The sequence below is a fragment of the Paraburkholderia pallida genome (assembly GCF_004524855.1).
GTDB lineage: Bacteria > Pseudomonadota > Gammaproteobacteria > Burkholderiales > Burkholderiaceae > Paraburkholderia > Paraburkholderia oxyphila.
This window is the reverse complement of record NZ_CP038152.1, coordinates 63,375-84,642: the sequence shown is the minus strand read 5'-3', so window position 1 is coordinate 84,642 and position 21,268 is coordinate 63,375. Positions and strand designations below refer to the sequence as shown.

The following is a 21,268-nucleotide window of genomic DNA, read 5'->3' as shown; positions in this document are numbered from 1 at the left end:
CGCCGTCCCTCATCCGCTACCGGCAGAAGTTTATGGTAGCAAAGAAGCCGACGAAATGACGATCCCTGCCCCACCCTGCCCGCCGTGGATGAGAGCGTGCGCTGCCCGCGCACGCTACTCCTCGATCGTTAACTATCAACGATCACCGTTCGCTGACTGAGCGCAGCGATTCCGCCGTAAAGAAGTCCGTCTTGAAGCGCGGATTGTTGACCGTCTCGTACCAGCGGAGATCCTTGCCCTGGCCAATCGACGACTGGTCCGACAGGTAGCGCCCATCGATCAGGTTGTACTGCACGAACGGCTCGTTGTCGCACGTCCCGCCCAGCTCCCACACCGGAATCGGATAGCTCTCCCGAACCTTCCACAGCTTGCCCTGGGCGTCGTAGTCCTCGCCCACCAAGGCCAGCCAGCTGTCTTCGTCCAGATAGAACACCTTCTTCGACGCCACGTGACGATTCGTCGGCTTGAGCGTCGCCTCCACTTCCCAGACGCGGTGCACTTCGTAGCGACGGTCTTCCGGCGCAATGCCGTTCGGCGTGAACACGTCGTGCAGCTTGTCGTTGAATTTGTACATACCGAACGAGTCATACGGCACGATCATTTCCTTCTTGCCCACCAGCTTCCAGTCGAACCGGTCGATCGTGCCGTAGAACATGTTCGCTTCATCGATCAGGTACTCGTTTTCCATCCCGATGACCGGCGCATCGTGCGTGTAGGCAGGCATGCGGCGCACGCGGCGCTGCCCCGGGAAGTAGTAGTACGTCTCCGCGTCATGGTCGAAGTAGTTACGCGCCACATAGGCCTGACCCGCGGTGGCCGCCGGCGACTGCACTACGTAGAAGGCACCCTGGGTCAACTGATCCACATCCTGCGGCGTCGTCTTGCCCGGCTTGCCCCACGGGAAGTACACGTTCTGCTGACTCACCGCCTCAATCCACTCGCTCCCGCCCGAGCGCGGCGACACTAACGTAATCATTTGCGGCCAATCCAGACCTTCGCCGCGATAGCGCTGCAGGTAGTTCTGGATCGCTTCCGCGCCGTTCTTCGGTTGCGGGAACGGCACGCCGGGAAACAACGCGGTCTGGACGTTCTCGCCGCTCGCGTCGAGCTTTGCTCCCGTCAGGTTCGCCTTTGAGTTCTCCGCAGCAACGTCCGGCAGCTGGCATTCGCGATGCGACGGATACACGTCCATCCGATAGCCCTTCGTCTGCTTGATCAGCTGGATCTGACCCGGCGACAGCATGTTCGCGTACTTCGCCACATTCGATGCGTCGATCGAATACAGCGGCTTCTCGTTCTTGTGCTTCCAGTAGTCGCCTCGGTACTTGCCGTATGACCACCCCGCGTCCGGCGCCTGCTTGCCGGCATACGCCGGCACCTGCCCGTCCGCGCTCGCCGATCGGTCCCCGCCTTCCGGCGTGAGGTCCGCCGCCACCGCGCTCGCCACCATCGCCAATAGCCCGGCCGTCGCCACAGCCGTCAGCACTCCGATATTTCGCTTGCTCATCGTGACTCTCCTTTTCATTCCGTCGCGATCCGTCAACCGCATGTGCGGCGCACAGCCCCCATTAGCCTCGTCCCGACCCGATCACCGCCACCGCGCGAATCTCGACGCGCAATTCCGGCGATGCAAGTTGAGTCACACCAACCGCCGTCCAGGATGGATATCTCTCGGGAAAACATGCATCTTTAGCCGGCGTGAAATCCGCCATTTCGCCGCGCAAATCCGTATGAAATGTCGTGAGCTCGACAACATCCGCGAAGCTCGCCCCAGCCTCCTCGAGGATCATCTTCAACGATTCGAACGCGATTCTTGCCTGCGATTGCATGTTGTCGCCCGGTTTTCCGTCGGCGCCGATCCCTACCTGGCCCGATACCCAGATCGTGTTGCCCACGCGCGTAGCGGGCGCAAAGTGATAGTTGTCGTACCACGCCTTAAATGCGGCGGGCACGATTGGTTGCCTTGTATCTGACGAACTCATGATTTCGCTTACCCGACTTAAACGATTTGACGGAAGCATGGTGCCCGGAACGGGTCGCCAGGCTGCAAATGGGAAATATCACTGGCAAACAGGACCCCTGCGTGGGAATAACCAGAGCGACTGTTTTCGGGCAATGGGCTAAAGGTCGCGTCATCGCCGAAGAACCGCAGGACAAGCGTGTGACGTTCCGGAGCTTCGGCATCGACGGGTGCGCCACCATGCAACGTGCCAGGGTGCAGCAGCACCACGTCGCCCGGCTCCGTTGCCCAGGAAAGAAAGTCGTAGGCATTGGGATTCACACGGCGTTCGGCTTCAATATCCGGAAGCCGCGGCCAGAACGGCACGGCCTGGTCACCATGCAGCGGATCGGTAGGATCCTCAGGATCACGGAATGTGGTGCCGTCATGGCGGGTGCCATGATGCGAGCCACGCACAATTTCAAGCGCGTTGCGCTTGGGAACGGATTGGAAACTGATCCACGCATTGGCCCAGTGATTGCCGGCCCAAGGCAAGTACGACGTGTCCTGGTGCCAGCTCGAACGGGCCGCTTTGCCGCCACTCTTGAGGAAAAGCTCTTCGGCAAAATACCAGACGTGCTTCGAACCCCACAGATCGGCAAGCAGCTTGCCAAACGGTAGTTTCCCGGCAAGCTCGTCCAGTCTCGGCTTTGCAAATGGATTAGCGTTATCCACATGGGACCTGCGATCCGTGCCTTCGAAAATGCTGGAAACACCGGGTCCAGGATTTTCTATGCCCCAGTCGAAAACTTCCTCGCACAGCCCCAACATTTCCTTGTCGAGGCAATTTTTGATGAGGACTGCTCCGTCCTCAAGGAATGCCTTACGCGTAGACTCATCCATCGATGATTTCCCAAATCGTCAATTCAACGTTTATTGAAGGAATTTCTTCCCTCTGATTAACTCACGCACCTAATCAATATTTATGCATTTCGCTCATAAGTCTACGTATAACTATATAGGACTACAGAAATTACATTTTGTAGAGGCGCGGGTTATCCTGATTTTCGGATCTCTTTTAGTTGAGCCCGAAGCGCGCTGGCCTGGCGTGGAGATGAACACTACCGACCTTCATGTTCACGCCATCTGCGCATCACGACCCCGTCGCCATTGCACCCCGACGAACGCGCGAGGGAGCGGCAAGCCATTGCGCAATTGCGAGGCAAAGCCACGTGGCCGTCACCAATGCAGCCGACACCACGAACAGCACGGTCGGCGAGTATCGCGCCAACACCATGCCCGCAAAAGAAGTTCCAGCGGCCAGACCGAGCGACTGCAAAGCCGGATACGCGACGTAGATGCGATTAGTGAAATCCAGGCGCCGAACCACGCCGAGGTAATAGGTATAGATCAGGGTAGAAAAGCCACCGTGAATGACGAAGGCCACACCGAACAAAATCGTCGAGCCACTCATCATGCCCAGATAACAACTCATAACGACCAGGCTCGCCCCGCCTATCACGATCGTGCTATTCACGCGCTCACTCAAGATCGAGGGCAACAACGCGCCAGCGAGTGCTCCCACCAGAGACACAGCAACAATCAGGCCGACCGCGTGTGCTTGCACGCCGACTGTCGTGGCAATCGCGTCCGCGAAGTTGTATATCCCGCCCATGAAGACGCCAGTAAAAATCGATCCCGCCAACGCGGCGAGCAGAGGCGACGCGAGCGTAACGCGACGAGTGATTGACGACTCGGGCAGCGTGGGGGCATGTGCGGAAGCTTCCGGCAAGGCGCTCGCATTGGTCCAGACACTGGACAACATCAATGCCAACGGCAACGCCAGTACAAAGAGGACGGCTAGCGCTGTTAACAAGCCTCGATCGCCGAAGCGTGCGACCAGAAGTGGCAGCGTAAATGATGCCACGGAGGCAATCGCGGTCGATACAAACAATGCCAGGCTGTAAGCTCTGAGCGGATTCTTGCCGTAACCTAACGCAGTGAATGCCGGGGTCGCAACGCATCCGTTGGCCAATCCAATTGCGAACCACCAATAGACCTGATTCGACGGAGCGGACAGGAACGCTACCCCGGCAAACCCCGCCGCCGTCGCAAGAAGTGCGGCGACACTTGCCCATCGCGGATTCAAGCGGTAGACCCAAAACGGACCCGCTGCGGAGGTAATGCCCGATCCCAGGACAAAAGCCGTACCTATCGCGCCAAGCTGCTCGTCGCTCAAACCACGGCTCTCGTGCAGCGCCTGAAACACCACCGGCAAAATATTGACGATCAGAATGCCCAGCGACCAGACCAGACCGGCCGCGATAAACGTGGCGCTACGGGACTTCTGAGCCGAAAGCAAACGCGTGGTCATACAGACTCCTAAACAGCACATCTGGTGATCGTTATCCGTCGCCCAGATCGTCTGGGCTGACACAGGCCAACTTCGTTTCAATCCGCCGACTTGTGTCGACTCAACCGGCCGGGATTACGGCGACTCGATCGGCTCATTCTCCCGATGAGTGCCTCCAGCGACACATCATGAATGACTCGTGGAATGCTCATTGAAAGGTTTGTCATCCACTTGCCAGCATTCATGGTGATTGCCGACCGCACTATCAATGCGGCGCAACACGATCTCGATGATTTACGATAACGATTGTCATAATAAAGAGCAAGCTAGGGTTAGCGCGAATAATCCGGCTCGGATCGGCCCCTTGCCCGAAGCGCCTCGACGCCTCGTCTTCAGGCACGGTCGCGCCTTCCAGGTCATCGCCGAAAACCTGGAAGCCGCGCGGAACATATGACGTTACGTCATGTGGGATGGCATGGGCGGTCAGGTCGCCGAGCGGCGACTGAATGCGCTGAGGCGCGCAAGGGACCGCAGTTCCGGCCGATTGATTGGTGTGACAAAATCGGCCGTACTTTCACTCGCTGAATTCGGCGCCGCGACCCGGGCGGATGTAACGCGGCATCCTCTGGCCTGTAGTCTTGGCCACTTCATGCAGCACGCGCTCGATCAAACCCGCGTCCTCGATGTAGAGATAGTTATCGTTTTCATCGAAGTTCACGTTTGAGCCTTCCACGACCATGAAACCCTCGGCTCCCTCTTTTGACGAAAACGTGTGAACAGATCCGCCCGGCTCGAACAGATACGAGCCTTCAGTCTGTACGTCGTCGGGATATTCCACATAGTTCCAGGAGCCAGCGGTCGTGTAGAAATGAACCGTCCCCGTATGAAAATGCTTGGGCAGCACGGTGCCAGCCTCAAAGCGTGCGTATATCACCCATATCCCCTTTTCCGCATCGAGGAAGCATGGCGTGATATGTACCCCTGGAACGACATCCTTGATCTCCCCCTCGCGGTGGCGATTGAACGTCAATAAAAATGGCTGGTGCGTGGCTGCGGTGAGCGCCATAGCGACTCCTGAATCGAACAAAAGTGTGGTGAATCTCGACGCCGGTTCGACCGGGCCGACGAAGCGCCGAAATTCCCCAGAAAAATATCAGCGCTGAATCGCCTTGATTTCCGTAAACTCGGCCAAGCCATGCACACCCAGTTCACGGCCATTGCCGGACTGCTTGTACCCACCGAACGCCTGCATCGGATTGAACGCGCCACCATTGATATCCACCATGCCGGTACGCATGCGGCGTGCGACGCGCTCGGCCCGCGCAGGATCGCGACTCCAAACGCCGCCCGATAGTCCGTAGATCGTGTCGTTCGCGATACGAATCGCCTCACCTTCGTCGTCGTACGGAATGATCGAAAGCACCGGCCCGAAAATCTCCTCCTGCTCGATCGTCATGCCGGGCGCGACGCCGGAGAACACAGTCGGCCTGGCAAACCATCCCTTGGCAAGCCCAGCCACCGGTTCGGGTCCGCCGCAGATCAGCTTGGCGCCTTCCTCGATCCCCTTGGCGATGTACCGGCGTACGGTCTCGAGATGCCCTTTGGTGACCATCGGGCCGAGCTCCGAGCCAGGCGCAAACGGGCTACCCAGCTTGAGAGCCTCCACGACCGACCTGGCAATCCCCTCTACCTGCGCCAGCAAATGACGGGGAACCAGCATGCGAGTGAACGCCGTGCATGTCTGACCGGAATTGACGAAGCACTTTTGTATGCCATCCACGACGGCAGCCGTTAGGTCCTCGCCGACATCATCCAGGATGATATTTGCCGATTTACCGCCCAGCTCGAGCGACACGCGCTTGATGGTCTGGGCGGCAAGCTCGCTCACTCGTCTGCCTGCGCGCGTCGAGCCGGTCAACGAAATCATGTCCACGTCCGTGTGACGCGCAAGCGCTTCGCCGACCACGGGCCCGGTCCCGGTCACCAGGTTGAACACACCCGCCGGCAAGCCAACCGAATCGATAACCTCGGCCAGTACGAACGACGAAAGCGGCGCGACTTCGCTCGGCTTCAGCACGATCGCGCAACCGGCGGCGATCGCCGGCGCGACTTTGGCGGCAATCTGATGCAGTGGGTAATTCCATGGCGTAATCGCCCCCACTACGCCGACCGGCTCGCGCACGATGAGGGAATTGCCGACCTCCTCCTCCCATGCAAACTCGTGAACCAGTTTGGCCATCGTCGCGAACGACCAGAGCGGAAGACCGGCCTGAAGCAACCCGGACACGGGCAGCGGCATGCCCATTTCGCTCGAGATCAATGCTGCGATTTCCTGGCTGCGTTCGGCGAGTTTGGCGTGAATCTCGGTGAGCGCTTCCGATCGCGTCCTCAGATCGGATTGAGACCATGTATCGAAGCCGCGCCGCGCCGCCGCCACCGCGCGATCGACATCCGCCGCGTCGCCGAGCGGAACGGTTGCGATGATCGCTTCCGTCGAAGCATCGATCACATGGTGCGTCTCACCGGGAACCGCAGGTTCGACCCACTTTCCACCGATGTAGAACCGATCGTGTACGGGAACCTTGATCGTTGATGCATCCATCGTTTGAGTCTCCATCTGTCTTATGCAGCGCCATGCGCGCTAGCGGCAATCATCGCTTCGGCAGTACGGTGCGCGAGCGCCATGGTAGAAAGCATCGGGTTGGTTCCAGAAGACGTGGGAAATGCGCTTGCATCGCCGAGCCACACGCCGGGTGTGTCATGCAGCTCACCGAAAGGATTTGCGACACTGGTCTTCGGGTCTTTGCCCATGCGGCAACTGCCCATCTGGTGAGCGGAAAACAGATTGAAACCGCCAAAACGGAATGGGATATTGGTCACTTTCGCCACATACGCCTCGAGATCACTCCCCCAGCGCCACTCCGGCGCGCCGGCGGCCAGCGAGGTAATTTTGACCGCGCCAGCCGCGTGGGCCATGCGGATCTGTGCTTCCACGCCTTGGCGTAAATTGGCGATATCGATCGGATCTGTGACGGAGTAGGTCAGCACGGCTTCGCCATTGGCATCGACTGTGATCCGGCCATGTCCATGGTCCCGTGTCAGACCAATCGTAGAGGCGGCATGGCCCAATTGACTCATCACCTGCTTATGGGCGGCCGCAGTCGTGAACGGCAGCGTAGCCGCCGACGTGCCGGATCCGTAAAACGGTGTCTGGATGAGAAAGCCGTACCCGTGCTCGGGCCGCTCGAATTCGTCGATCATGGCGGTCATCGGCGCACCCCACCACGGATCCTGGCGGGTCGGGTAAACGCTCGTCACGATCGCCACGGGATGCAGCCGCAGATAATTGCCGACGGCCGGGCCGCCGATACCGGAGCGCAGCAACAAGGCGGGCGATTCCAGCGACCCACCGGCCACCACCACGCGCGGCGCGCGGACGGTCACCCTGGTCGATGCTCCACTCACCGGGTCCCGATACGTCGCGAGAACGCCCGCCGCACGCCCATGCTCGACCAGGACCCGTTCGGCACGGCAACGGACAACGATATCTGCCCCGCCATCGAACGCGTCCTGCAAATACGTCTTCATCGTCCCGAGCTTGGAGCCGGATTGGTCGCCGAAGGCCATGAAGCCTGCGCTCTCCGGAGCGTAGGTGCGCTTGTCCGCGTTTCGCGAAAGCACCTTGAACGACCATCCCAGCTTGTCCGCACCGTCCTTGACGCGCTGGTTCGGACCATTCAAATCCGAACACTGATCGTTGACACCGATGCGCGCCGATACGGCATCGAGGTGACGGTCGAAGTCCGGGCCGTCGACGCCCTCCAAACCATATTCGCGCGCCCATTCGTCACGCACCCAAGGCCGGGTGCGCAGACAGTTACTCCAGTTGACCGTGCTCCCCCCGCCCAGGTTAGCGCCCGCCATCAGCGAAATATTCAAATCGGCGCTCGTCTGCGAGCCCCCGCGCCAGTAAAGATTCTGGAATGCCCAGGGTTCAATCTGATTGAAATCCGACTCGTTGAAATATCCCCCCGCTTCAAGTACGACGACTTTCAGCCCTGCCTGAGTCAACTTGCCGGCAATCACGCCGCCGCCGGAACCGGAGCCGACCACGACCACGTCTGCGTGCATCGTCACGTCACCCTTCGGGACGAGCGGGCGGATTGGCTTGGGAATATCCGGACAGGCATGAGCCGGGCGCGCGTAGCCCCAATGCCGCCAGAACGGATTCTGTCCCGAGGCATCCGGCAGGCCGTAGGCAAGAAAGCGGACCAGCGAGGTAAGCGAATTGACACCGAACGCCGCCGCCGGGCCCAGCAGCGCCGTACGCGCCAGAATTTGCTCACGAGACAGTTGCGACGCACTCACGATGCCTTGCGCGACAAGGCCGTCGATCAACCCCAATAGCCCCTCTCTCGCATCGGGAGGCAGCCCCGAGAGCACCTCGGCAAACGCCTGATCGGTACCGACATCGGTAGCGCAGCGCGCCCAAAATCCGTCCGCATCCCCGGCGCGTTGAATTGACGGAACGATTGCGTCGCAAATAGCGCGTATTCCGGCACGCCGGCTCTCATTTATCCATTCAGTCATGTCGGCTATTCCTCCTTGGTCATGCAATGTCGAGAAACGTTTTTCTTTGTACTGCTGCCGAGTACACGGTTCTCGCTCAGGCGCAGGCAAAGCTGCGATCTCCTTTCGAGCGCTCCCATCCAAAGCTGACGGCGCTCTTTTTGTTGGTTTCCATTCTGCGGTGACAGATCAGACTCAGGCTTGTCATTTTTTTACAGCGCGTTATCCTTTTCAGTCACGCCCCCGATATCGCGTGCGGATATGGCTCACCACCCGTGCATTTACGATGAAACACGCTGTTCGACCCCTCATTCCAGCCCGATACTGGTTGCTCCTTGCCGATTACCTGCGTAGCGCCGGCACTTCGCTGGAGGACCTGCTGCACGCGGCGGACATCGATTCCGCACATTTCGCGGACACGGATTTCGCGCTCGATACCCAACAGTACGAACGCCTGCTTTCGGCGGCAATGCGCACGACGGGACGCAGCGACCTTGGTTTCGAGTGGGGACGCCGCATCAGACAGAACTCCCACGGCATCCTTGGCTATGCGCTGCTGTCCTACGCGACGCTCGACCAGGGATTGCGGCAATGCGCTCGCTATTTCCGGCTTCTGACACCCATGTTCAGAATGACGTACCAGCGGACTGGCGATCACATGGAAATCGTCTATCGGCCAGCTCAAGCCATGGGACCGCAAACGCTGAACATGCTCATGGAACTCATGGTCGTGGCAACACACGTGCAGTGCACGCCTCTACTGCACAACCCTTCGTCGGTCTATGACATCTACCTGTCGATGGAGGAGCCGCCGCATAGCGAACGCTACCGGGAGCTCGCCCCGGCCCGCGTACATTTCCGCGCCTCCTCGCTGCCCGAGGCCCGGCTCGTGGCAAACACCTGGAGTCTCGACGCCCGGCTTCCGATGGCCAACGAACATGCGGTACGTATGGCAGAAGAGCGCTGCGAGGCGCTCCTGCGGCAGACCGGCGAGCAAGTTGGGTGGACCGAGTGGGTCCTTATGATGCTGAACGAAGCGGAAGAAGATCAGCCGACACTCGATGAATTGGCGAGGTTTCTGGGCGTTTCGCCGCGCACGCTCGATCGCAATCTGAAAAAGGAGGGCAGCAGCCTGCGCGACCTCTCCGTCGACGTACGGAATGGAAAAGCGCGCAGACTACTGCTCGAACAAACGCTGCCTATTTCTCAAATCGCGTACCAGTTGGGATTCACCGACGTCGCCAATTTCAGTCGCGCGTTTCGCCGGGCTCATGGCGTCAGCCCGTCAGACTATCGCCGCTCCGATGGAGCGGCTCAATAACCGCGTCGATCTTCGGCCAGATCGCGTCAAATAACACGCAGGCAGCCTGCCCCCCCCCCCCCGCCTCGTGGATGGCACCAAGCTCGGACTGTGTAAAGCCAGGGCGCGTCAATTTTACAAAATGATTGTTATGATATATATTGGCTGACGCCCGGCCGCGAGCCCCGTGCTTCGTCACCGGATCGCCATACTGTGGATACCGTTGGTCGACGCGATTCTGACCACAATAAGTACCTCTCATCCCGAAGCGGAAAAAGCGCCTGCAACCAGGCGCACCCGTGCCACCGCATGATCACGCGATCTTGCGTTCATCTCGAAGCACTCCGAAGCATGCGGACTCCATACGAGGGAAGCGGCAGCCCCGAGAAATATTGGCAGCTTCTTCTTTGCTTGGCGATTGAGTGGGGCATGGACGAGCATCGCACCGCAACCAAGGCTATTTTCAGATTCGGGTGCGCATCGCCGCACCTGAGTTCAATCGATCCTCGCCTGCCAGGCATCCACGACCGACACCCTCATAGACGCTCAATCCGAATTTCTCCCACATTAACATAACACGTGTTGCGTTAATTTTATTTGTTGTCTATAGTGATCGAACGTCGATTGATCAACAGAGCTTTCGCACATTCGCGAAAACGACGTCCAGCCATGCTCGCCGCATCGCACGCTCAAGACGACAGCCTCGCGTTGCCACGTGCGCTATATCAAACGTAGGAGAATCAGGATGCCGATCGTTTCCAATGTGAACGAAGTCGATGTGGTCGTGGTCGGGGCGGGTATCACCGGCCTTTCCACCGCTTATGCAGTGCAAAAGTCAGGATGCAGCGTGCTCGTGGTAGAGGCCGCGAACGATGTCGGCGGCCGGATCATGACGCGGGAAAGAAACGGCGACCTCGTCGAGGTCGGTCAACAATATTTCCTGTCGAGCTACAGCGAGTCGTTGAAATTGCTCGAGGAAATCGGGATGACCAGCCAGTTGGTCGAGGAGAATCCCGGTCCTACCCAATATATCGACAAAAAGGGAAGATCGCGCCTCGTCGAGAGCAAAGCCGATCTGCTTCGCGTTCTGGGCGTACGCGGTGTGATTGATCTGGCGCGTGCGACACTTCAATATTCGACGCTGGGGAAGCCGCTGGCGAAGTACGGCTTGGAGCCCTATGTCGAGGCCTATGACAATGCCGTGGCGGAAGAGGCTTTGTCCTGGGCCGGCGAGAATTTCATGAACTACGTCGTGCGGCCGATGGTCTATGGCAACGGAGGCACATCGCTGGAGCACAGTAGCCTCTTCCAGACCATTCGACTGTTTCGGGGTAATCTGGATGGGGCCACGCATTATGGCTTTCGCGGCGGGAACAGGGCGCTACCCCGAAAGCTGGCGGAGTATGTCCCCGTCATGTTGAACGCTGAAGTCAGCGAGTTGCTGACAGCGGGCGACGCGGTGACGGGAGTCAAGCTGGCGGATGGGCGGACCATCGAAGCCGGGCACGTCATTCTTTGCACCACGCCCAATGTGGCTGCGCGTCTCACGCCCAGCATGTTCGGGCGCGCCAAGGCATTCCTTTCCAATTTCAATCACACGCGTCTCGCGCTGGTTTTCTTCTACCTCGACCGCCCGGTGAAAAGCGCGGGAGTCAGCTTCGGCACCCCCTACCCCGGAAAGCGTTATTTCAACCTGTCGATCAACCATACGGTGATGCGGCCGTTCCAGGTGCCCAGCGGCAAGGCGATCATCTCGGCATGGTCTGCCTATCCCGACGCCGTGGGCTTGCTCGAAAAGTCGGATGACGAAATCCATGCGATGGCGTTCGAGGAAATGAAGCTCTTTTACCCCGGACTTTCAAAGGACTGGGTGGAGCATTCGGAGGTTGTTCGGCACAATTGGGGTTATGCGCGCCCGGCGGTGGGAGATGCTCGGCGCCTTCTGGATTTCCGAGCCGACGCCGAAACGTACAAGGGTCTGTCCTACGCCAACGCCGATTACAACCTCGTGGCCCTGGAATCGGGAGTCATCATGGGCAAGCAGGCAGCCGCACGCGCTGTCAAGAGCCTCCGCGAACCGGCCTGAAGGGCCTTTTCAACTGATTCCATCCCCATGCTGCGCTAGCGCTGTGAAGCTAGCGCAGCGCCGCATGCATCGCACGCCGGCTCCGGCGATGCTCATTTCGTCAAGTGCCCGCCATCGCCCGCTTCTCGCCCGCTTAGGGCCGATTCGGCTTACGCCAGCCGAAGATTCACTTTGCAAAAAAACCCGCACTCCGAAGAATGCGGGGTTCATCAGCTATCCTAAACCGCTGGGGAGCGTCGTCAGCAGACTTCGAACAAGCCTGCCGCGCCTTGCCCACCGCCAATGCACATGGTGACCACGACGTACTTGACGCCGCGCCGCTTACCCTCGATCAGCGCATGTCCAACCAGGCGTGAGCCACTGACGCCATATGGGTGCCCAACCGCGATAGCGCCGCCGTTGACATTCAATGCATCGTCGGGAATGCCAAGCTTATCGCGGCAATACAGCACCTGTACTGCGAATGCTTCGTTCAACTCCCACAGGCCGACGTCAGCAAGTTTGACCCCGGCGCGTTCGAGCAGGCGCGGGACCGCGAATACTGGCCCGATACCCATTTCATCAGGCTCGCAACCGGCAATCGCAAACCCGCGGAAAATCCCGAGCGGTTCCAATCCTCGCTGCTCGGCCAGCTTGCTGTTCATCACGACACAAGCCGAAGCGCCATCAGAGAACTGACTCGCGTTACCCGCGGTGATGACCCCGCCCGGCAGCGCGGAGCGAATTTTTGACACGCCCTCGAGCGTCGTGTCTGGCCGGATACCTTCGTCGGCCGAAATAGTCACTTCCCTGGTCGCGATACGTCCGGTCGCTTTATCCACGACAGCCATGGTCGTGGTCATCGGCACGATCTCGTCGTTGAACTTGCCGGCTGCCTGGCCTGCCGCGGCGCGCAGCTGGCTGCGCACACCATATTCGTCTTGTGCATCTTTCGAGATCGAATAGCGCTTCGCGACCGTCTCAGCGGTCTGCAGCATGCTCCAATACAGTTCCGGCTTGCGCTCGGCGAGCCACGGGTCGACCAGCATGTGCTGATTCGATTCATTCTGCACGCAAGAAATACTTTCGACGCCGCCGGCAACGATGGCGGGCGCACCTTCGAGTATCACGCGCTGCGCGGCCATGGCGATGGTTTGAAGGCCCGAGGAGCAGAAGCGATTGAGCGTCACCCCGCCCGTCGTCACCGGCAGTCCGGCGCGCAGTGCAATGGCGCGAGCGATATTGCCGCCTGTCGTCCCCTCGCCATACGTGCCGCCCATGATGACGTCTTCAATTTCGGTGGGGTCGATGCCCGCCCGCGCTACAGCGTGCTGTACCGCATGCGCGCCAAGCGTCGCGCCATGAGTCATGTTGAAAGCGCCCTTCCAGCTCTTTGCGAGGCCAGTGCGCGCCGTGGATACGATCACTGCGTCAGTCATGTCGAAGTCTCTGTCAATTGAAAGAACGGCCCGCTTCGGCGAGCTTCACCAGCAGCGGCGCCGGTTCCCACCAGGCTTCGGCGCCCGGCTCGGCAGCGAAGCGCCTCAGCGCGCGCACCACATTCGGGAGCCCCACCGTGTCCGCATACAGCATTGGGCCCCCGCGATGACGGGGGAAACCGTAACCAGACAGGTAGACGACATCGATATCAGAAGCCCGCGCCGCGATGCCGTCCTCGAGGATGCGGGCACCTTCGTTGACGAGCGCATAGATACAGCGTTCAATCACCTCCTGATCACTGATTTTCCGCACCGTGATTCCGTTTTCGCGGCGGAACTGTTCAATGATTGTGTCCACTACAGGATCCTGAATCGCATCGCGCTTGCCAGCCTCGTAGCGATACCAGCCCGAACCCGTCTTTTGACCGAGGCGTCCCATTTCACACAGCACGTCGGCTACTACGCGCCCTTGCGACGAAGGATCCGAGGCGGCCTTGCGCTTACGCGCCGCCGAGGCGATATCCAGACCGGCCAAATCGTTCATACGGAATGGCCCCATCGCAAGGCCAAAGCGCTGCAAGGCACCGTCGACCTGCTGCGGTGACGCGCCCTGTGCCATCAATAGATTCGAGGCTGCACCGTAGCGCTCGATCATTCGATTGCCGATGAAGCCTTCGCATACGCCCGCCACCACGGCGGTCTTGCGAATCCGCCGGGCAAGATTCATACACGTGGCGAGCACATCGGGGGCCGTCTTCGCGCCGCGCACGATTTCGAGCAAGCGCATGACGTTCGCGGGGCTGAAGAAATGCAGACCGATCACGTCCTGAGGACGCTTCGTATACGAAGCGATCTCATTCAAATCGAGCATCGACGTGTTCGATGCCAAAATGGCGCCTGGTTTGGCAATCGCGTCGAGACGCCCAAAAACCTCGCGTTTCACGCTCATTTCTTCAAAGACCGCTTCAATCACCAGGTCGACATCCGCTAGCGCAGCGTAATCGAGCGTCGGTTCGATCAGCGCGAGCCGTTGGTCGTATTGCGCCTGGGTAAGCTTCCCCTTCTTCATCGACGCTGCATAGTTGCGGCGGATGTTTTCGATACCGCGGTCAAGCGCCTCCTGCTTCGTCTCCAGCAGGACGACCGGAATGCCGGCATCGGCGAATGTCATCGTGATACCGCCACCCATCGTCCCCGCGCCGATCACACCGACACGACGGATGTCGCGCAGCGGGGTATCGGCGGGCACGTCCGGCAGCTTCGATACCGCGCGTTCGGCCGCGAAAATATGGCGCAAGGCTTTCGATTCCGGCGTCGCCATCAATCCCATGAAGATTTCGCGTTCGAGCCGCAAACCCTCGTCGAATCGCTTGCTCACTGCATGCCCCACCGCTTCGACGCATTGCAGCGGCGCCGGGAACTGTCGCGAAGCAGCCGCGACGGTGGTCCGCGCAAACTGCAAAAGCGGCTCCGCGTGCGGGTCGTCGATCTTGATGTCACGGGCACGCTTAGGAGCCAGCTTGCCGTCCACGACGCTGCGTGCGAATGCGACTGCCGCATCGAGCACGCTACCGTCCACCACTTCGTCAAGCAAGGCCGTGCCCGCAAAATTCTTCGCGCGCTCCGGCTCACCCGAAACGATCAAGTTCAGAGCACGCTCGACACCGAGCAGACGCGGTGCGCGCTGCGTGCCGCCTGCGCCCGGCAGCAACCCAAGCTTGACCTCGGGCAGCCCCAGCGAGGCGTCGCTTCTCGCGACACGGAAATGGCATCCCATCGCGAGTTCAAGGCCGCCGCCGAGACAAGCACCGGCGATCGCAGCAACCACCGGCTTGCTGCACGCTTCAACGACCTCGATCACGTCGTGCAGCGTGGGCGCCGACGCTTGCTTCTGTTCGCCGAATTCGCGGATATCCGCGCCGGCGCTGAAAATCTTTTCCCCGCCCGTCAACACGATCGCGCTAACTTGCGGATCTGCGAGGGCACGGTCGACCAGAGCGACAATCGCGCTTCTCAGCGCCAGTCCCAAGCCGTTAACGGGGGGATTGTTCATCGTAATGACGGCAATCGGACCGAATTGCTCGTACTCGGCTGCGCTATTCTCTGACATGAACACCTCATCCAAAATATCCGGAATCTGAACGCGTATCGATAACGTGACGCGCCTGGCGGTTTCGCCATGCGCATCGGAACTCAATAAGCGTCAGCAACAAAAGATAACTGGGGCGATGCCGAAAAAGCGGCCTGCCCAGTTCATCGGTCTATGCGTGGGAAAGCTCGAGCTTCGCGATGGCAGCCCGATGCACTTCGTCCGGACCATCGGCCAATCGCAGCGTGCGCTGATGTGCGTACGCCATAGCCAGGGGAAAGTCGTCGGACACGCCGGCTCCGCCGTGTGCTTGAATCGCCCAGTCGAGTATCTGGCAGGCCACGTTCGGAGCAGCGACCTTGATCATGGCGATCTCGGCCTTGGCCACTTTGTTACCCACGGTATCCATCATGTAGGCAGCCTTGAGGGTCAGCAACCGCGCCTGCTCGATCATGCAGCGCGCCTCGGCGATACGTTCGTGCCACACACTGTGCGTGGCGATGGGCTTGCCGAATGCGACTCGAGATTTCAGGCGCTTGCACATGAACTGCAGCGCACGCTCTGCGGCACCGATACTGCGCATACAGTGGTGAATGCGGCCCGGGCCCAGGCGGCCTTGGGCGATCTCGAAGCCACGCCCTTCGCCCAGCAAGATATTCGATGCCGGCACGCGCACGTTTTTCAGTTCGATTTCCATATGGCCGTGCGGCGCGTCGTCATAGCCGAAAACCGGCAAATGCCGAATCACAGTAATCCCCGGGGCGTCGGCCGGCACGACAATCATGGATTGCTGTACGTGGCGCTCCGCTTCGGGATTCGTTTTTCCCATCACGATATAGACCGCGCAACGCGGATCGCCTGCGCCAGACGACCACCACTTCCGGCCATTGATGACGTACTCGTCGCCCTGACGCTCAATACTGCATTCGATATTCGTAGCGTCGGACGAGGCGACTGCCGGTTCCGTCATCAAGAATGCAGAGCGAATTTCGCCTCGCAGCAAGGGCTCGAGCCAGCGTGTCTTCAGTTCTTCGGACGCATAGCGCTCGAGCGTCTCCATGTTGCCGGTGTCGGGAGCGCTGCAATTGAACACCTCCGCGGCCCAATGCACGCGCCCCATGATCTCGCAGAGCGGCGCGTACTCCAGATTCGATAAGCCTTGCGGCGCGCGCGATGAGCGCGGCAAGAACAAATTCCACAAGCCGGCTTCGCGCGCGAGCGGCTTGAGCTCCTCTATCAGCCTGGTCGGAACCCATGCATTGCCGGCACGCCGGTTGGCTTCGACCTCCTCATGGAAGCGGCGCTCGTTCGGATAGATATGGCGGTCGAAGAACTCGAGCAAGCGCGCTTGCATCTCTTTGACCGTGGGCGAATAGTCGAAATTCACGTGCCTCCTCCAGAATGGTAGGTGTGGTTATGCCCCCTGCCAGAGGATCAGACCTGCGCCGCAACGGTGCACTGACACCAATGACTCCAGGCAGTAGACGGACCCAGAATATGCGACGCCCAGAGATTACGGAAATCAACTTTCCCTATATCCGTGCATAAGCTCCGTGAATGGCATCAGCTTCGGTCCGATTGACTGATGCCTTTGATATCTGTCTTATTTAATTTATAGCCACTCGTTCGGGAGTTCGTACACCTCACGAGCGGGCTAGACGGTTGGCTGTCGCGCCGGGCCGTGACGAGCGTCGCAGGCCGGGCGATGGCCATGAACGACCACCGCGAAGGCCGGAGAGGAAAACATGCCCACCTCGCCGAGCACTCAATCGTAATCACCAGCGGTCCAATAGAGAACCTCCAGTGCGGCCGCAACATGCAAACGCTGCTGCGCCAGCGGACGAGGCAGAAGCGATTCGGCACGCTCCAGCCGCCGCAGCAGCGTATTGCGATGAACGTGCCCCTTTTCTGCGGCTTCAGTGGCATTGCAGCCTTCAGCGAGAAACAGGCGAAGCGCCTGGCGCAGCGACCTGTCTGCCGTGGCCAGATCACCCAAGGTGTGCGTGATGAACTGCTGAACGGACTCCATGTGCTGTGTCATCAGCGCGATCAGACTCATGCTGTCCGCGTGCACGACCCCAGCACCGGTGTGCAGCCGACCCAACAGGCGCTGCGTCGCAAGCGCGTCCAAGTGTCCGCGACGGAATCCTTCGATGCCCCGGCCAGCCGTCGCAACGGTCATATGCACATCGGGCAGTGACTTGATCATGCGCCGCAGGGATTCCATGTCGATCGGCTCGGCACCATGCGTCCACACCCACAGTGTCGCCGTGTTGGCGACGACGACCAGTAAATTGCGGGTGTCCGCACATCGGGACAGGGCCTCGGCGGCTTGTTCCAGAAGACCCGACTCGGTCTGCGCCTCCTCGCTCCAGATGACGGCCGCGTGGTGAGGCTGATCCAGCGAATAGCCTAGACGCCTGCTCGCCTCTTGAGCCCCAATCGTCGTCCCTTCCACGATGAACGTGACCAGTTCGCGCCGGTCGGCATGGGTGCCGCGCAGGTATGCCTCGCGCTCGGCTCGCAGGAACTCGCCCATGCCCTCCATATTTTCGTCGATGGATGCGGCGATGGAGCGCGACGAAACTGAAAGAAATTCCTGCAGTTCCTGGGGATCCTGGGTCAAGGTAAAAGCAAGTTCCATCCAGCGTTGCCACAAGATGCTCTGCGACGAACGGGCTGAGGCGAACGCCAGGTCGGTCAAACCACGTCGCACCAGTTCTCGCGCACTGCTCTGCATATCCACTGAAAGATAGCGAGACACGGGCGCGCCGGGGTTCTCAATGTTGGCGGTCGCCCAGTGAATCAGTCCATTGCGATTGATTCTTCGGACCGCCGCCGCAATCACGGGATCACTCATCACCTGACCAGCGGCCACGTTCACCTGATCCAGCTCCTGCAGCCACACCGCCTGCTCTTTCAGGGCGATTTCCGCGCCTTGACGCATCAATTCCTGAATGCGTGGCGAAGGTAGCGGCCACGTGTGCCGCCCGGATGGAATGAGATTCTGAGGCATGACGAGACCTTATAAATCGTGGTGCGTTTTGCACCAAATATACATAAATATGGTTCCATTTATATATTGCTTGACGGGATTCCGCCAATGAAAATACCTCCAACTTGCGAAATTTGACGCAGCGTGGAGACACGACATCCTCGCGCGGTCCCAACAGTGCGGCTCGATGCTTTGTCTATTACCAACCCGGATCCTGTTGTCTGCACTGCCCCTGTTCCATGTGACGGGCATGCAGAGTGGCCTGAACGCGCCACTCCTCAGCGGCGCGACCGTGGTGGTGCTGCCGCGATGGGAACGCGATGCGGCTGCTCGCACGATCGCCCATCACCGTGTGAAGGACTGGCACTCGATTTCAACCATGGCAGTCGACTTTCTCTCGAACCCGAAGCTAGACGACTACGACCTGTCGAGTCTACGCGTCATGGCCGGTGGTGGCGCGGCGATGCCGGACGCCGTCGCCAGGAAACTACAGGACAAGACCGGAATCGAGTACATCGAAGGCTACGGAATGTCCGAGACGATCGCCGCTACGCACATTAACCCGCCACTACGGCCAAAGTCGAATTGCCTCGGCATTCCCGTGTTCGATGTTGATGCCAGGATCATTGATCCGGAGACGCTCGGCGAGCTGCCGCAAGGTCAGGCCGGTGAGGTCGTGATACACGGCCACCAGTTGATGCAGGGTTACTGCCGCAATCCCCAAGCGACGCGCGAAGCGTTCATCGAGATCGACGGCAAGCGGTTCCTGCGCACCGGCGATCTTGCGAGAAAGGATGAGGATGGCTATTTTTTCATGACGGATCGCCTGAAGCGAATGATCAACGCGTCGGGGTACAAAGTATGACCAGCCGCGGTCGAGACCATGATGTAGCCCATCCCGCGATTCAGGAGATCTGCGTGATCGCCGCACGTGACCCACATCGCGGTGAAACCGTGAAAGCGATCATCCTTCGTAATGCGAATCATGTGAACACCGTGACCGAGGAAGAGATAATCACGTGGGCTCGCGAGAACATGGCGTCGCATAAGGCGCCGCGCATCGTTGAATTCGTTAAGTCACTGCCAAAATCGGGGACCGGCAAGATCATGTGGCGTCATCTTCAGGACAAGGAGGACGTGAAGGCTGACGCACTGACTCAGTGATGCGTCGTTCCACACCTGGCGAGCGAGAGTCGGGGCGATGGCTGTATCAGAGGCCCGCCGGGTCCCCCTTCATTTCAGGCGCCACACCATACGTCTGAAGCATGCGCGGCAATGTGACAACCATGCAGGCGACTGCGGTGCCGCGTCGGCAGCGCTCTGAGCCAACAACTGCATTCAACATCCCCATTCGTGGAGACCCATTATGCTCTACCTTCTCAACAAGTTGCTGCTGCTCGTGCTGTACGGTATCGCAGCCGGTAGTTACCTGACAGCACCGCCCATGTCGCCGGAAGTCATCCACTGGGTGCGCATCGTAGCGGCGGTGCTGCTGTTCGTGCATCTGCTCGAGGTGGCCGTATGCTTCAAGAAGGTGGCCCTGCACAAGGGGCCTCTATTCGATAGCGTACTACTGACTCTGCTGTTCGGCTTCCTCCATTGGAAGCCGATGGCAGAGGCGGCCCGCCGTCCGCGGTGAACATCGCCTCGATGTAGCCGTCCGCTCCGCGCATCGTTTTGGTCTCAGTGTTGTCCGTTTCCTTGCTTAAACGTTTACCGCTCCCGCTCCGATAACGACCGCGAGAGCTATTTCCGCGGCCTGTTAAAGGCCTACGCTTGACTTCAATGCATTTTTCGACAGCAGGCTGGTCTTGGCTAGATGCGGGTTATAGAGGCGGCCCCGTTAAAATAACTCACCAAAACAGGCACTTTCTGCCTCCCTGTCCGGCCCCTTCCCTTTTTGATCCGATCCGCCGACGTTTTTGCGGCGCATCGGCGCCGACGCATCTCGAAAGTATCAACCTGCGCGGAACGTTCGATTTCCCGATCGAACGCTTTGCGCATCATTTGTTGCCGAGCGCCGCCGACCTGAGTGTGAAGCAGCGACGGCTAGCTTGAAGCACGGTGATTCCCAACGGCGCGCCGCTACTTGCTGCAATTCGGCGCGCAATGCCGCATTGGTTACGTAGTCGATCAGTCAAAACGTGCGGAATTGCCGCTCAATGTGGACACCGCCATCGTATACCGGTTGTACGCGTGCAGCTGAACCGAAGCGCGAGAGCCCCCCAGCGCCGTACATTGGCCGGTCTGCACCGCGGTGGCGATCAGGACAAACTCGTTCAAGATGCGCTCAATCCGATCCATTCCTACGTCGCGATCGGTGGCGGCAATCATCTCGGCAGGGGCAAGCTGTGCAATATCATCGGCACCATCTTGACGAATCGCGCCCTCGATCGCTGCCCCGGCCCGCCGATCATGTCTGGCCGGATCAGGAGCATCGGCTGATTACACAACGCGAAGCTGTGATCAATGAAAACGGAGCCATTGCGCACCGCGGCGCGTAGCGATTTGAGATCGGC

General features: G+C 59.7%; 15 protein-coding genes and 1 pseudogene. 5 read left to right on the top strand and 11 right to left on the bottom strand.

Annotated features, from left to right (window positions below; genetic code table 11):
• Positions 1-142: 142 nt before the first annotated feature.
• The 7 genes from E1956_RS42940 to E1956_RS42910 form a co-directional block, all read right to left on the bottom strand.
• On the bottom strand, positions 143-1,450 hold the full coding sequence (locus E1956_RS42940) for a DUF1329 domain-containing protein (protein WP_418789390.1): 1,308 nt from the start codon (positions 1,448-1,450) through the stop codon (positions 143-145).
• A 118-nt stretch (positions 1,451-1,568) separates the two neighbouring features.
• Positions 1,569-1,982 (bottom strand): RidA family protein, encoded by a 414-nt coding sequence (locus E1956_RS42935; protein WP_134760828.1) that lies wholly within the window; start codon positions 1,980-1,982, stop codon positions 1,569-1,571.
• A 17-nt stretch (positions 1,983-1,999) separates the two neighbouring features.
• Positions 2,000-2,842: a phytanoyl-CoA dioxygenase family protein gene (locus E1956_RS42930; RefSeq protein WP_134759890.1), complete on the bottom strand. Its 843-nt coding sequence runs from the start codon at positions 2,840-2,842 to the stop codon at positions 2,000-2,002.
• A gap of 250 nt (positions 2,843-3,092) precedes the next feature.
• Positions 3,093-4,313, bottom strand: a complete 1,221-nt coding sequence (locus E1956_RS42925; protein WP_134759888.1) for an MFS transporter — start codon at positions 4,311-4,313, stop codon at positions 3,093-3,095.
• 553 nt (positions 4,314-4,866) lie between these two features.
• Complete coding sequence (locus E1956_RS42920; RefSeq protein WP_134759886.1) at positions 4,867-5,358, bottom strand: 2,4'-dihydroxyacetophenone dioxygenase family protein; 492 nt, start codon at positions 5,356-5,358, stop codon at positions 4,867-4,869.
• Positions 5,359-5,445: 87 nt separating this feature from the next.
• Positions 5,446-6,894: an aldehyde dehydrogenase family protein gene (locus E1956_RS42915; protein WP_134759884.1), complete on the bottom strand. Its 1,449-nt coding sequence runs from the start codon at positions 6,892-6,894 to the stop codon at positions 5,446-5,448.
• Positions 6,895-6,914: 20 nt separating this feature from the next.
• Complete coding sequence (locus E1956_RS42910; protein WP_134759882.1) at positions 6,915-8,882, bottom strand: GMC family oxidoreductase; 1,968 nt, start codon at positions 8,880-8,882, stop codon at positions 6,915-6,917.
• Positions 8,883-9,189: 307 nt separating this feature from the next.
• Between E1956_RS42910 and E1956_RS42905 the strand changes: the two genes are divergently transcribed.
• Together E1956_RS42905 and E1956_RS42900 are read left to right on the top strand one after the other, a co-directional pair.
• A complete protein-coding gene (locus E1956_RS42905) occupies positions 9,190-10,182 on the top strand; it encodes a helix-turn-helix domain-containing protein (protein ID WP_232072572.1) in 993 nt (330 codons plus the stop codon).
• 724 nt (positions 10,183-10,906) lie between these two features.
• Entirely contained in the window at positions 10,907-12,247 is a 1,341-nt protein-coding gene (locus tag E1956_RS42900; RefSeq protein WP_134759878.1) for a protoporphyrinogen/coproporphyrinogen oxidase, read from the top strand.
• Positions 12,248-12,486: 239 nt separating this feature from the next.
• On the opposite strand, the gene E1956_RS42895 is transcribed toward E1956_RS42900, so the two are convergent.
• The 4 genes from E1956_RS42895 to E1956_RS42880 all read right to left on the bottom strand — a co-directional run bounded on the left by E1956_RS42895 (position 12,487) and on the right by E1956_RS42880 (position 18,770).
• Entirely contained in the window at positions 12,487-13,665 is a 1,179-nt protein-coding gene (locus E1956_RS42895; RefSeq protein ID WP_134759876.1) for an acetyl-CoA C-acyltransferase, read from the bottom strand.
• A gap of 13 nt (positions 13,666-13,678) precedes the next feature.
• Complete coding sequence (locus tag E1956_RS42890; protein ID WP_134760826.1) at positions 13,679-15,775, bottom strand: 3-hydroxyacyl-CoA dehydrogenase NAD-binding domain-containing protein; 2,097 nt, start codon at positions 15,773-15,775, stop codon at positions 13,679-13,681.
• Between the two features lie 151 nt (positions 15,776-15,926).
• Positions 15,927-17,141 carry an acyl-CoA dehydrogenase family protein gene (locus E1956_RS42885; protein ID WP_134759874.1) on the bottom strand — a complete coding sequence of 405 codons (1,215 nt, stop codon included), beginning with the start codon at positions 17,139-17,141 and terminating at the stop codon, positions 15,927-15,929.
• 378 nt (positions 17,142-17,519) lie between these two features.
• On the bottom strand, positions 17,520-18,770 hold the full coding sequence (locus E1956_RS42880; RefSeq protein WP_134759872.1) for a PucR family transcriptional regulator: 1,251 nt from the start codon (positions 18,768-18,770) through the stop codon (positions 17,520-17,522).
• A gap of 190 nt (positions 18,771-18,960) precedes the next feature.
• Between E1956_RS42880 and E1956_RS42875 the strand changes: the two are divergent.
• From E1956_RS42875 to E1956_RS42865, 3 genes and pseudogenes are all read left to right on the top strand, one after another.
• Positions 18,961-19,913, top strand: a pseudogene (locus E1956_RS42875) (AMP-binding protein); the annotation flags it as partial.
• A gap of 202 nt (positions 19,914-20,115) precedes the next feature.
• Positions 20,116-20,388 carry a hypothetical protein gene (locus E1956_RS42870; RefSeq protein WP_134759870.1) on the top strand — a complete coding sequence of 91 codons (273 nt, stop codon included), beginning with the start codon at positions 20,116-20,118 and terminating at the stop codon, positions 20,386-20,388.
• Positions 20,389-20,987: 599 nt separating this feature from the next.
• On the top strand, positions 20,988-21,194 hold the full coding sequence (locus tag E1956_RS42865; protein ID WP_134759868.1) for a hypothetical protein: 207 nt from the start codon (positions 20,988-20,990) through the stop codon (positions 21,192-21,194).
• Positions 21,195-21,268: the final 74 nt, after the last annotated feature.